At 44.1% G+C, this 13,592-nt stretch carries 7 protein-coding genes and 1 pseudogene; 5 read left to right on the top strand and 3 right to left on the bottom strand.

The genetic code is table 11. The features are described from left to right. Positions 1–89: 89 nt before the first annotated feature. Both FCR06_RS18190 and FCR06_RS18185 read left to right on the top strand, forming a co-directional pair. The gene (locus FCR06_RS18190; RefSeq protein WP_138502143.1) at positions 90–2,258 is read left to right on the top strand and encodes a DEAD/DEAH box helicase; all 2,169 of its coding nucleotides are present in this window, start codon (positions 90–92) and stop codon (positions 2,256–2,258) included. A 400-nt stretch (positions 2,259–2,658) separates the two neighbouring features. Beyond that, positions 2,659–2,931, top strand: a complete 273-nt coding sequence (locus FCR06_RS18185) for a hypothetical protein (RefSeq protein WP_138502141.1) — start codon at positions 2,659–2,661, stop codon at positions 2,929–2,931. Positions 2,932–3,136: 205 nt separating this feature from the next. On the opposite strand, the gene FCR06_RS18180 is transcribed toward FCR06_RS18185, so the two are convergent. Then, positions 3,137–3,409 (bottom strand): GlsB/YeaQ/YmgE family stress response membrane protein, encoded by a 273-nt coding sequence (locus FCR06_RS18180; protein ID WP_138502139.1) that lies wholly within the window; start codon positions 3,407–3,409, stop codon positions 3,137–3,139. Between the two features lie 301 nt (positions 3,410–3,710). Then, positions 3,711–3,827, bottom strand: a pseudogene (locus FCR06_RS18175) (IS630 family transposase); the annotation flags it as partial. Positions 3,828–4,189: 362 nt separating this feature from the next. On the opposite strand from FCR06_RS18175, the gene FCR06_RS18170 reads away from it, so the two are divergent. Next, positions 4,190–5,794 carry a peptide ligase PGM1-related protein gene (locus FCR06_RS18170; protein ID WP_138502137.1) on the top strand — a complete coding sequence of 535 codons (1,605 nt, stop codon included), beginning with the start codon at positions 4,190–4,192 and terminating at the stop codon, positions 5,792–5,794. A gap of 250 nt (positions 5,795–6,044) precedes the next feature. Here the strand turns inward: FCR06_RS18170 and FCR06_RS18165 are convergent, their stop codons facing one another. After that, positions 6,045–6,239 (bottom strand): hypothetical protein, encoded by a 195-nt coding sequence (locus tag FCR06_RS18165; RefSeq protein ID WP_138502135.1) that lies wholly within the window; start codon positions 6,237–6,239, stop codon positions 6,045–6,047. 592 nt (positions 6,240–6,831) lie between these two features. Here FCR06_RS18165 and FCR06_RS18160 point away from each other — a divergent pair. Both FCR06_RS18160 and FCR06_RS33610 read left to right on the top strand, forming a co-directional pair. Next, positions 6,832–10,731, top strand: coding sequence for an ATP-binding protein (locus FCR06_RS18160; RefSeq protein WP_138502133.1), 3,900 nt, complete (start codon positions 6,832–6,834; stop codon positions 10,729–10,731). Beyond that, positions 10,728–13,523: a response regulator gene (locus FCR06_RS33610; RefSeq protein ID WP_223280185.1), complete on the top strand. Its 2,796-nt coding sequence runs from the start codon at positions 10,728–10,730 to the stop codon at positions 13,521–13,523. Before FCR06_RS18160 ends, FCR06_RS33610 begins: the two co-directional genes overlap by 4 nt. Positions 13,524–13,592: the final 69 nt, after the last annotated feature.

Genomic DNA, 13,592 nt, shown 5'->3' with positions numbered 1-13,592 from the left:
TTATTTGACATTTGTCCTTTGTGTATGACCAATAAATTTCTTTGCGTTCTCTTCTCTGCGCCTCTGCGCCTCTGCGTGAGATAAAAAACATGAACAACGCTTTTAACCGACTCGCACCTTTTATTCAAGAATATATTTATCATCACCAGTGGACTGAATTACGACCAGTGCAAATTGCTGCTTGCCAAGTGATATTTGACACCGATGCTCACTTGCTAGTTGCTGCTGCAACTGCTGCGGGTAAAACAGAAGCAGCCTTTCTCCCAGTTTTAACTTTATTACACACTTACCCTGCTACTACTATAGGTGCATTATATATTAGTCCCATTAAAGCATTAATTAATGACCAATTTGAGCGTCTCAACGACTTACTCAAAGAAGCAGATATTCCAGTTTGGCATTGGCACGGTGATGTTTCTCCAACTCGCAAAAACAAGCTTTTAAAAAATCCTCAAGGCATCCTACAAATTACTCCAGAATCTTTAGAAAGTTTATTAATTAATAAAAATAACGACTTACTTCGCTTATTTGGTGATTTAAAGTTTGTGATTATCGATGAAATTCATGCATTTATGGGTTCAGAACGCGGTTGTCAAATTATTTGCCAATTACAACGTTTAGCCAAATTCACCCAAAAACAACCGCGCCGTATTGGTTTATCAGCGACTCTCGGTGATTATTCCATAGCTGAAGAGTGGTTGCGTTCTGGAACTGATAAATCAGTAGTTACTCCTCAAATAGATGGGATAAAACGCCAAATCAAACTAGCCATTGAACATTTTTATATTAGTGATGAAGTTTATGAATCAGAGGCGACACCTGATGAAGAATATATTTTCAACCTCAGCAAATCTCGCAAATGTCTAATATTTGCAAATAATCGCACGCGCACTGAATCTATAATTGCATCTTTGCGAAAAATTGCTAGAGAACAAGGACTAGCAGATATATATCATGTGCATCACGGGAGTATATCTGCGAGTTTGCGGCAAGCAGCGGAAAATGCCATGCGTGAACCCAACAATCCGGCTGTGACCGCTGCGACTCTGACCCTGGAATTAGGCATAGATATCGGTCATTTAGAGCGAGTGATTCAGTTAGAATCACCATTGTCTGTAGCTAGCTTTTTACAGCGTCTAGGACGCAGTGGTAGAAGAGGTGAAGCTGCTGATATGCGCTTTATTTGCACTGAAAAACAGCCATTATCGGAAGCTTCTTTACCTGAGCAAATACCTTGGCAACTTTTGCAGTCCATCGCTATTATTCAACTTTATTTAGAACAAAAGTGGATTGAACCAATMAAACCGATTAAATATCCTTTAAGTTTACTTTATCATCAGACAATGAGTATTTTAACAGCAAGTGGAGAAATTTCACCTAATGTTTTAGCTAAAGAAATTTTTAGTTTACCGCCCTTTGCTGTGATTTCCCAAGAAGATTTTAAACTATTACTACATTATTTAATTGATATTGGTCATATTCAACATACTGAACAAGGTAAATTAATCCTGGGTTTGGCAGGAGAAAAGGTAGTGAGAAAATTTCAGTTTTATGCTGTGTTTGCTGAGCAACAAGAATATACCGTTAAGTATGGGACAATTGAAATTGGTAGTATTGCAGCGCCGATTCCTGTTGGTAATCAATTTGCTTTAGCTGGAAGAACTTGGGAAGTTGTAGAAGTTGACTTTAAAAAAAGAACTATTGTTGTGAAACAAGCTGAGGGTATAGCTACTATTTATTGGCGTGGTGGCGGTGGTACTATTCATACAAAAGTTTTGCAACGAATGCAGCAAGTTTTATTTGAGGATATTGAGTATAGCTATTTACAAAATAATGCTATGCAACGTTTACAGACAGTTCGTCAATTAGTGCAGCAAGTGGGATTAGAGAAGCAGAATATTTTACAATTAGAAAAAGGCAAATGTTGCATTTTTCCTTGGTTGGGTACTGTCGGTTATCGCACTTTGGAAAGATTACTTAATTCTTTCTGTCGAGAATCATTAGAAATTACAAGTATTGGTGGTGTAAGTCCTTATTATTTAATAATTAAATTAGGCAAGGATAAATTTAATAATCTTTCTCGCGAAATTGCTTCTTTATGCGAGCAAAGAATTAGCACAGAAGATTTAGTTAGTAGTTCAGAAGCACCAGAAATTCAAAAGTATGATAAATTTATTCCTCATCCACTTTTACGGAAGGCTTTTATTAACGATTATTTAGATATGGGAGAGTTGCGGCAAGAAGTGGCAAAGTGGTAATAATGTTCTCAAAATTAAAAGCATGTTTTCAAGATGGCTGGCATTGCTTCAAATCTTGCACATAACCAATCTCACCCTTATTTAAAAGGATCGAAAATTAAGTTATCAGTTTGAAAAGGGTGCTTGCCAGCTGACCCTAAATTAGTTACAGAAGTAGAATGAGGTAAATCAAGATGTAAGTGCAGTGCGTAGTTTACCGCCACAGGCATCGCCCTTTGTTTTCCTCTCTTAATCTCAAATCAAGCCAAAAAGTGACCAATAATTCAGATTTCTATTGACCACGAATACAAAATTGTTAGCAGGGGTTACTACTGTATTCCCTGACGATTCCAGCTTGGGTTGCAACAATTGGCTGATATTAGCCTTGTTGTGGTCTGAGTTTAAAGTGTGATGGTTGTAGATGAATATAGGAATAATCGAGCCTTACAATAGCGGATTTTTGGAAGTTATACCAGAGGGTGAAGACAGCGACTATTGGGTGATTACAGCTATACATATTAACGGCCAAGCCTACTGCCCTACTCCTCGGCTTTATCGTTCAGAAAGGATAGCATTAGCAAAAGCTGCAAAAATTTATGATTGGTTAGCTGACCATGAAGGAGAAATTAGTAATGGGGCTTGCTACTGTTCTCAACTGAAACTCATCCTTTGGCAGCAACCAAAAGTATCTTAGTGACTTTGTATTAATAGCTGTTTAGAGTAAGCCTGTAGTTATTGTTTGGGGCGATCGCTAGATATGACATTCTAACACAATTTACTTTTTCAAATAATAATAGCGCTTACTAAATTACAAGTAAGCGCTACTTTATTTTTAGTTCAGGGAGAAAACATAGTGAAATGAATTCCCTGATTTTTACAATTAATTTTAATTAAATTTATTATATTGTACTGCGACGAGTTAACAAGTTCCATAAGAAAACGGCAACAATTGCACCTAGAACCGCTACTGCAATACCAGGGATACTGAGGGTAGGAGCAGCTAGCGTGAAGGTTCCTGTGCTGAAAAATACACCCAAACTACCACCGACAAAAGCACCGATAATTCCTAATAAGATTGTTCCGAGAATTCCGCCGCCTTGATGACCGGGGTAAACAGCTTTGGCAATAGCACCAGCAATTAGACCTAAAACAATCCAAGCAAGAAGATTCATTGTTTTTACTTGATAAACGTTCTTCAGTTGATAAATATAGAATAACAATCCCAATATTGACATTCCTTCTATCAACAGAACCAATTCTTAATACTCATCAGGATGAATTGCTATTACTTCTAATGATGAACTTGCCTAATTCCAATGGCTAATTAAATCGGCGAACAGTAAAAAAGCGTATCCTGTGGTGTTAGGTCGCATCAAAATCTACCATCAATCGGCTTTTAGTTATTAATTTCAAGTCTGTCAACTACACCAAACTAGTGGGGAAGTTAAACCTAATTAAGAATCTTATATAGGACTAGTATTTGATTTGTGAAAAAACTCCGTACATCTGGAGAGACATAAAATCAAAGGTAGTATTTCAGATAAACCACTCAAACATCCACTTTAAATGAGAGAATGTTGGAATTAAAGCCCAAACGGAGAACCAAGCTACACTAAGCGTCTCGTAGAGAAGGTATCGCTGCTTGTAAATGCTGGTTTCTTCTTGTTCGCTGTTACACAGATAGCTCTCTCCGTATTATATCGTACACTTTTTCATAAATCAAATATGATTCGTATATTTCCGTTAATATTAATTTAGACTGGTATTTTCTCAGAACCTTTTACCACTTTTCGCCAAGTTTCTCTGGTTTGCTTAAACCAATTCAAGCTACTCAACTTTTGAATAAAAAAATTAATATTAATTAATTTTTTCAAAGGAGTAACTTGTCAAAAAAGTGACTTTGAATGTACCAGAGGACTAGAGCAGTTTTTGGATCGCGACAGGTAGGGATTATGGCAACACTGGATATTTCTGAATTAGAGCAGGTTGAAAAGTTTCGCCATCTGCAATCTACTCTGCGCGATCGCTGGAAAACCATCGAGCTATTTGATAATGGTGAAGCAGATATTTTAATTGTTCCTTCCCTGAGCATTGACCAGGGCGAACTCCGAAAAATAGAAGGCTGCGAACATTATGAAGAAAGATTGCTGTTTTCCTTGATTCGCTTGCGGAATCCGCGTACTAGACTGATTTATGTTACATCAATACCACTGCATCCCAGTATCATTGATTATTATTTGCAACTTTTACCAGGAATTCCCTTTTCTCATGCTCGCAATCGCTTGCTGCTACTTTCTACTTACGATTCTTCCCTCAAGCCTCTGAGTCAAAAGATTTTAGAACGTCCTCGCTTACTAGAACGGATTCGTCAAGCTTTGAGGCTAGATAAATCATTCATGATATGCTACAATTCATCGACTTATGAAGGGGAATTATCTGTAAAACTGGGTGTACCACTGTATGCTGCTGCACCAGATTTACAGATTTGGGGGACAAAAAGTGGTAGTCGGCAAATTTTTAAGGAAAGTGAAGTACCCCATCCAGATGGTAGCGAAAAAGTTTGGCATCACAGCGATTTAGCAGAAGCCGCTAGTGATTTGTGGGAACGCCACCAACCGAGGTTACGAAAACTAGTAGTAAAACTGAATGAAGGTATTTCTGGAGAAGGAAATGCATTACTAGATTTAAAACCAATTGAGAATGTCGCACTTAGTGAAAGTACTCACGCTCAAAGGGTAGCAGTAATTAGCGATCGCTTTTCAACAATGCGCTTTCAAGCCAAACAAGAAAATTGGGAGAGTTTTTCGGCAAAAATTCCAGAATTAGGCGCAATTGTAGAAGCATTTGTGGACGGAGAAATCAAGCGATCGCCTAGCGTTCAAGGACGGATTACGCCTGGTGGGGAAGTGGAAATCCTTTCAACTCACGACCAAATTCTTGGAGGCCCAGACGGTCAGATTTATCTTGGTTGTCGCTTTCCTGCTGATGAAAGTTATCGTTTGCAATTACAGCAATTGGGACTCCAAGTTGGCAGAAAGCTAGCCGAGAAAGGTGCTTTAGAACGATTTGGCGTAGATTTTATCAACGTTGACAGGGGTAATGGAGAGTGGGATATTCAGGCGATCGAAATTAACCTGCGTAAAGGCGGCACAACTCATCCATTCATGACCTTGAAATTATTAACAAACGGTCGCTACGATCTTTCCACAGGCTTATTTTACAGCCAGCAAGGTCGTCCCAAATACTACGTTGCTACTGACAACCTGCAAAAAGACCGCTATCGGGGATTATTGCCAAATGATTTGATGGATATCATCGCTCACCACAGACTGCACTTTGACAGCGGTACTGAAACAGGCACAGTATTTCATCTTATGGGTTGTCTTTCGCAGTTTGGCAAGTTGGGATTAACCAGCATCGGTGATTCCCCTCAACAAGCACAAGATATTTATAACAAAGTCGTTAAAGTTTTGGATGAAGAAACCCGCAGTAGTGAAAATCAAGTTAACTCTGCGTTTTCAGATTATTCCTTTCCCGTGGTTTGGGATGAATTATAGTTCAGCATGGAGACGCAAAGATTAAGGATTTAGCCACAGCGATCGCTTTATTTATAACTCTTGAGCAAAAAGCGATCGCTCCCTAAGTATGACAAATATTGCACCGTGTTGAACATTGCTTAACTTTCGGGTGCGCCTTGTGACGATGGCGTTGCAGTGGACTGAATAATAAAGTATTCAATCCACCATTGTTGAATTAAGTTACTAATCAGAGCCGACGCAGTTAAACCTTGACTCATCAAAGCCAGCTTTACTCCTGATCGATTTTTTCAATATCATCAGGTGTACCAGTGGCAGAAATTTTTGATGTGCCAGATTTGCCTGCGCCGGAATTGCCGCCAGAAGCGCCAGCACCGCCTGAGTGTTTAGAATCCGTGTTGCCTTGTTCTTCTTGAAGCTGCTCAAGGCGGTTTTTTTCTTGAGCTTTATCTTTTTGGTCAGCCATATCTTAATTTATATTTTTGGCGATCGTTTAGCTCTTAACTCTACCATTTTTCTTATTCAAGCAACACCAGAGGGAAATGCTTTTAATTACGGCTTCTGGACTGCCTTGGTGGCAATAGCTTACTGCCTTAGCTTGTCTTTTTTGGGTTATAAGATTGCCGAATCCCTTTGCACACATGACACTGCTTCAAAATTTACAGGGTTTTAAAGGGTACTTATATGTCTTCGCTCAACGTAGCAATCAGGGTTTGAGATAGTTGATGGTAGTTTAGAGACAAAAAGTATGATTTTCAAATTTTGAGCGTCAACACGATTTATTACTTCTATACAATCCGCAAAAGCTATATATAGTAAATATTAGAATTTATAAAAATTAAATTTTATATTTTATATACTATCTTTACGGGAATTGAATTTTCGGACGGTTCTTGTATGTACACCGTCGGGTTGGGGTGGGGTAAAATATCTATCGGGTAAGGGTTTAAACTTAAGTTGACACGTATAGGCACAGAACAGCCCCTACTTGTGTACCTCATGTAAATAAGAATCGCTATATATACCCAAGGCAGTACTAAAACAGCAGGAAGAAAATTATGTCAGCACTTGAGTTTCTCTTACTCGAAGCTAATCTTCCTGATGCACAAGTCGTGCAAGCCACGCTCAGAGAGGGCAAAATTGACTGTGAACTACTGCGAGTAGAGACTCGCGCTGATTTTATTAGAACACTGGAAACCGACGAAATCGACTTGATCTTGGCAGACTATGCCTTGTCTAATTTTGATGGGATTGCGGCATTAATGATCGCCCGTCGCCTGTGTCCTGAGGTGCCGTTTATTTTCATCTCTGGCAGTTTGGGCGAAGAATTGGCGATTGAAGCTATCAAACAGGGCGCGACAGATTATGTATTGAAGCAACGCTTAGGGCGGTTAGTGCCATCAGTACAACGGGCATTGCAACAAGCGCAGGAACTTGACAAAGATACCATCGAGTGCAAAAGCGCAGAAGTTGCGTTGCGCGAATCTGAAGAAAAATTCCGCACTTTTGTCAGTGCGGCTTCGGACATCATTTATGAAATGAGCGCAGATTGGCGCAAGATGTATTTCCTTAAAGGCAAAGAGTTTATCACCACAACTGAAAATCCGCGTCGCGATTGGACAGAAGCATACATTCTTGAAAGCGACAAGCCGCAAGTTTGGGCGGCAATAAACCGAGCGATCGCAACCCGCAGCAATTTTGAATTGGAACACCGCGTCATTCGGCTGGACGGCACAGTGGGTTGGACATTCTCACGCGCCATTCCGCTGATCAACGAAACGGGCGAAATCGTCAAATGGTTCGGTACGGCGAGCGACATCACCGAACAAAAACAAGCTTTATCAGCCTTGTGCGAGTCTGAAGCCAAATATCGATCACTGTTCGATTCGATTGACGAAGGCTTTTCGCTCCTGGAAATCATTCTTAACGAGAGCGGCGAACCCGTTGATTTACGGTATCTCGAAACGAACCGCGTCTTCGAGCAGCAAACAGGACTGCCTGATACAGTCGGCAAAACTGTGCATGAGGTGATTCTCAACCTCGAACCCTTTTGGGTTGAAACTCTCGCTGAAATTGCCCGGACGGGTGAACCTATGCGATTTGAAAATTATGTCCAGGGCACAGACCACTGGTTCAATGTCTATGCCTCACGAGTCGGAGGTGAAGGCAGCCGCCAAGTCGCTGTGGTCTTTGATGACATCACTGCTCGCAAACGTGCAGAAGCACAGTTGCGCCATGTGGCTGAAATGGATGCGTTCCGGGTCAAGTTGTCGGATGCACTGCGATCGCTCACCGATCCGGCAGAGATCCAGGGCGTGGCAACCCGTCTGCTTTGCGAACACTTCGACGTTGGGTGGTGCTACTATAACGAGTTCGATCAGACTGGCACGGTTGCTACAATTCTGCGAGATGCCGTCAAGGAAGGCTTGCCTTCGATGGTCGGCGTTCATGACCTCTCGGACGTTCCCGAATTCACCGATTACCTGCACGCGGGAAGCGTGTTCAACGTCCCGGACTTCTCAGCTTATCCGCTATTCAACCAGCGCGTTGTCGAACGCTACACCTCAATCGGTATGCAGTCCGTTCTGGGCGTGCCACTCGTCAAGAACGGGCGGCTGATCGCGGTCTTGCTGGTGGCGGATACCTCACTCCGCGAGTGGTCTGAAAGCGAAATCACGCTGTTGCAGGATGTAGCCGAACGAACCTGGGCGACCATCGAACGCGCCCGCACCGAAGTAGAATTGCGCGAATCGGAACTGCAACGGATTCGAGAACAAGCTGCCCACGAACAAGAACGCCAACGCGCAGAGGCACTGGCACAACTTGATCGCGCCAAAACTCTCTTCTTCAGCAACGTTTCTCACGAATTCCGCACGCCGCTAACGTTGATACTCGCTCCGGTGCAAGATGCCTTGAGCGATTCGGTAAATCCCCTAACTTCTTCACAACGGGAACGGCTAGAACTCGCCCACCGCTACAGCTTGCGTTTGCTGAAACTGGTCAATATCCTGCTCGACTTCTCCCGCATCGAAGCCGATCGCCTGAAGGCAAACTACGAACCCACCGACTTATCCATCTACACGGCGGAACTGGCAAGTGTTTTCCGCTCCGCGATTGAGAATGCCAATTTGCAGTTAGTTATCGATTGTCCTCCTCTGCCCGATCGCATTTACGTCGATCAAGAAATGTGGGAAAAGATTGTGTTGAATCTACTCTCCAATGCCTTAAAATTTACCTTCGAGGGGATGATTTCTGTCTCGCTCAAATTCAAAGCAAACACAGTTGAATTAATGGTCAGCGACACGGGTGTAGGTATTTCCGCTTCAGAACTGCCTCGCGTCTTTGAAAGGTTCTATCAAGTTAAAGGCGGCAAGGGGCGCAGCTATGAAGGCTCAGGCATTGGCTTGTCTCTGGTGCAGGAACTTGTCAAGCAGCACGGCGGCGCGATCGCGGTTACGAGCGCAGTAGACCAAGGCACAACCTTCACCGTCACCATCCCCACCGGAATCGCCCATCTACCTGCCGACCAAATTGAGGTTACCTCGACACTGCCGTCGACGGCTGTAACTGCAAATGCTTTTGTTGAAGAAGCCTTACATTGGCTACCTGAAGAAGCAGGGGGCAGGGGGCAGGGGGCAGGGGGAACTGCTCTTGAAGAAAGCACAGAATTTCAAATTCAAAGCTCTGAGGTTCAGGCACAAAGCTCTGAGATTCAAGCTCCCTCCCAGTCTTCCCCCTTGCTCCCTGCTCCCTGCTCCCCTGCCTCTTGTGACGCTCCAGCCTCCAAGAGAGCGCGTATTCTCCTAGTGGATGACAACGCCGATATGCGCGGCTATCTCAAGCGGTTGTTAAACCAATACTACGAGGTAGAAACTGTAAATGATGGGTTAGCCGCACTGAGGGCGATCCGGCGTGGTGGAAGTGCCATCTATGACTTGGTGTTAGCAGATGTGATGATGCCGAGAATGGATGGATTTGAGTTGCTGCGATCGCTACGGGCTTTACCAAATACCCAGACAATCCCGATTATTTTGCTTTCTGCTCGTGCTGGCGAAGAATCACGGGTGGAGGGTTTAGAAACTGGCGCAGATGACTACTTAATTAAACCCTTCTCGGCACGAGAACTGTTAGCACGAGTTAATGCCAACCTCCAATTAGCACAGATGCGACGCGAAGCTATCTACCGCGAACAGGTAATGCAGGCGGTACAAACACTCAACCTTCGCTTGGAGCAACAAGTGAAAGCGCGCACGGCTCAATTAGAAGCCATCAACCAAGAACTGGAGGCGTTTTCTTCCTCAGTATCCCACGACTTGCGAACGCCGCTACGCTACATCAGCAGCTTTGCCGAACGGTTGCAAGGCAAGCTCAATCCAACCCTCGTCGATGCATCCAGTTTGCAGACTCTCAACATTATCACGCAATCAGCTCTTCAGGCAGAAAAAATGGTAGACGACCTGCTGGAGTTTTCCCGCCTAGGGCAGACAGAAATGCATTTGACTACTGTTAATATCAGTCAATTGGTGCAACAGGTACTAGCACAATTGCAGCCAGAACTAATCGGGCGATCGCTCCGCTGGGAAATCGAGCCATTAGCAACGGTAGAGGCTGACCCGATACTGTTGCAGCTAGTACTGCAAAATTTGCTGTCGAATGCCGTCAAGTACAGCAGCAATAACACCGAAGCTGCCATCACAATTGGTAGTATTGAGCAGGAGCAAGAAGTGATTATCTTTGTCAAAGATAATGGTGCAGGGTTCGACATGAAATATCATGATCGACTATTTAGTATGTTTCAACGGCTGCATCCTCACGAACAGTTCCCTGGCACGGGAGTCGGGCTTGCCACTGTACGGCGGATCATTCATCGACATGAGGGACGCATCTGGGCAGAAGGCGCAATCGACCAGGGCGCGACGTTCTACTTTTCGCTCCCGAAACATGAGGTGCAATTATGACAGTACTGCGGTTTCTTTTGCTTGAAGACAATCCACTTGACGCAGAGGTGATATATGTCACCCTGACTGATGGCAGCACTGATTGTGAATTGCTTCGGATAGAAACTCGTGCTGAGTTTGTCAAGGCATTAGAAACAAACACGTTCGATTTGATTTTGGCAGACTATGCTTTGCCTGGTTTTGATGGCATTTCCGCCTTGGAAATTGCCCAGAAGCTTTGTCCTGAGACGCCGTTTATTTTCGTCTCTGGCAGTATGGGCGAAGAATTGGCGATTGAAGCGCTGAAACTGGGAGCCACCGACTATGTGCTAAAGCGCAACTTACGGCGGTTGGTTCCTTGTGTCCAACGAGCGCTGCGAGAAGCCCAAGAAAAGCGCGATCGCCAACTTGCCGAAACAGCACTGCGCCAAAGCGAAGCCCGCCTGCGTCAAGTCGCGGCAAACCTGCCTCATGGCGCTGTGTTCATTGTGGATCGAGATTTGCGCTACCTRCTGGCAGAAGGCGAAGCGCTGGAGTGGGTCGGCATGACTACTGAAAACTTTGTCGGCAAAACACTCTGGCAAGCCCTCGAACCCGCCCTGGCAGACAGCTACGAACCTTACTACCGTCAAGCTCTCAATGGCGAATCATTTACCTCAGAACACTACAGCCATGATCGCTACTATATCTCTCATGGCACACCCTTACGCAACGATCGCGGTGAAGTTGATGCTGTACTGGCAATGTCCTACGACATTACTGATCGCAAAAAAATCGAAATTGCCCTTAAACAAAGTGAAGCTCGTTTTCGGTTAATGATGGCAAGTGCAAAAGAATATGCCATTTTAACCGTTGACCTCAACGCTGCGATCACCAGTTGGAGTGCTGGTGCTGAAGAATTGTTCAAGTATTCAGAAGCAGAAATAATTGGCTGTGACAGTCACAGTCTTTATTCCCTTGAAGACAATTTAAAAGACCGCGTTGGCTGGGAATTCCAGATCGCCCAAACTCAAGGACAGGCAGAAAATGAGTGCTGGCATATCCGAAAAGACGGTAGCCGCTTTTGGGGTAGTGGCTTTGTGATGCCCTTACGCGATGAAGCCGACAACGTGCAAGGATTTATTAAAATCATGCGTGATGTCACTTCACAGCGGCAAGCTGATGAACGCTTTCGGTTGCTCTATGACATCACCACCGATCTCCTGGAGGTCGAGCAACCGATGACGCTGATAGATAATTTATTCAGCAAACTCGCACCCCAGCTAGGGTTAGACTTTTACTACAACTACATCGTCGAGTCAAAAGACAACCGCCCCATCTTGCATTTGAAAAACTATGAGGGCGTGGCTCAAGAGGTGGCTGAGGCGCTCGAATGGATTGAGTTTGGTGAATGCGTCTGTGGCTTTGCAGCCCAACAACGACAGCAAATCGTTCTCAACCGCGCTGAAATTACCACTGATCCTCGTGCCCAAACTGTCCGCAACCAGAGTGGCACCGCTTATGTCAGTCAACCGTTAATTGTCCAAGAACGCTTATTAGGAACCATCTCGTTTGGTAGCCGCACCCGCACTCGCTTTACCTCAGAAGAAATCGATTTGCTGCAATTGATGTCTGAGCAGATAGCGATCGCTCTCGACCGAGCCAACCTAATTGTATCGATTCAGCAACACGCAGAAGAGTTGCAACGAGCCAACCAGATTAAAGACGAGTTCTTAGCGGTGCTGTCTCATGAGTTGCGATCGCCCCTTAACCCCATCTTAGGCTGGACACAACTGTTGCAAAAAGGCAAGCTCAATGCCGCCCGTCAACGTGAAGCACTAGTAACGATCGAACGTAATGCGAGACTGCAATCACAATTAATTGAAGACTTACTCGACGTTTCGCGGATCATGCAGGGCAAGCTGTCCGTAAAGGTAACTCCCCTTAGTTTAATTTCTGTTATTTCTGCTGCCCTGGAAACAGTGCGTTTAACAGCAGAAGCAAAGAATATTAACTTACAGATTGATCTTCAGCCGACTGCACCTATCTCTGGTGATGCTGCCCGCTTGCAGCAAGTGGTGTGGAACTTGCTGACCAATGCTGTCAAATTTACACCAGATGACGGACAAGTAATCATTGAATTAAGGCAAATTGTAGGGCAGGCTCAAATTCGGGTGATCGATACAGGCATTGGCATTCAACCGGAATTTCTATCACATGTGTTTGATTATTTTCGGCAAGAAGATAGCTCGACGACACGCAGATTTGGAGGGTTGGGTTTGGGGCTGGCGATCGTCCGCCAAATTGTAGAACTGCACGGTGGCACAGTCAAGGCAGAAAGCTTGGGTGAAAATCAGGGCGCAACCTTTACAGTTAAAATACCGATCTTGAACCAATCAGCACCAATTGTACTTGAGCGAACCAACCCTAAAACATCAAGCGCCCAGACTCCTTTAAGCAACCTGCAAATTTTGCTCGTGGATGATGATCGGTTTTCAAGCAGGTTTGAAGCATTTTTATTAGAACTAAATGGCGCAAAAGTGACAGCCGTAGCATCTGGGCTAGAAGCATTGCAAGTACTTGATAGTTTCATTCCTGATGTAATTGTGAGTGATATAGGTATGGCTGATATGGATGGCTATATGCTGATGGAGCAGATTCGTTTGCGCCCACCGAATCAGGGAGGAACGATTCCGGCGATCGCACTTACCGGTTATGGCGGAGATCTTGACCAACAAAAAGCCCTAAATGCTGGGTTTCAAGCTCATATTACCAAGCCATTAGAACCAGAGGAGTTAGTGAGGAAGATTGTCAACCTGCTAGAACACAACTAATAGGCTGTAAAACATCTAGTTTGCATCTTACAGCTATTTTCAGGTAAATGAACCACATCTTTTTTATCT

This window comes from Nostoc sp. PA-18-2419 (genome assembly GCF_005869855.1).
In the GTDB taxonomy this organism is placed as follows: domain Bacteria; phylum Cyanobacteriota; class Cyanobacteriia; order Cyanobacteriales; family Nostocaceae; genus Nostoc.
This window is presented reverse-complemented; position numbering and strand designations above follow the sequence as displayed.

Excerpts from the sequence above, each read along its gene's own strand:
- FCR06_RS18185 (WP_138502141.1), top strand. The coding sequence starts at position 2,659 with ATGAATATAGGAATAATCGAGCCTTACAATAGCGGATTTTTGGAAGTT.
- FCR06_RS18180 (WP_138502139.1), bottom strand. The coding sequence starts at position 3,409 with ATGAATCTTCTTGCTTGGATTGTTTTAGGTCTAATTGCTGGTGCTATT.
- FCR06_RS18170 (WP_138502137.1), top strand. The coding sequence starts at position 4,190 with ATGGCAACACTGGATATTTCTGAATTAGAGCAGGTTGAAAAGTTTCGC.
- FCR06_RS18165 (WP_138502135.1), bottom strand. The coding sequence starts at position 6,239 with ATGGCTGACCAAAAAGATAAAGCTCAAGAAAAAAACCGCCTTGAGCAG.
- FCR06_RS18160 (WP_138502133.1), top strand. The coding sequence starts at position 6,832 with ATGTCAGCACTTGAGTTTCTCTTACTCGAAGCTAATCTTCCTGATGCA.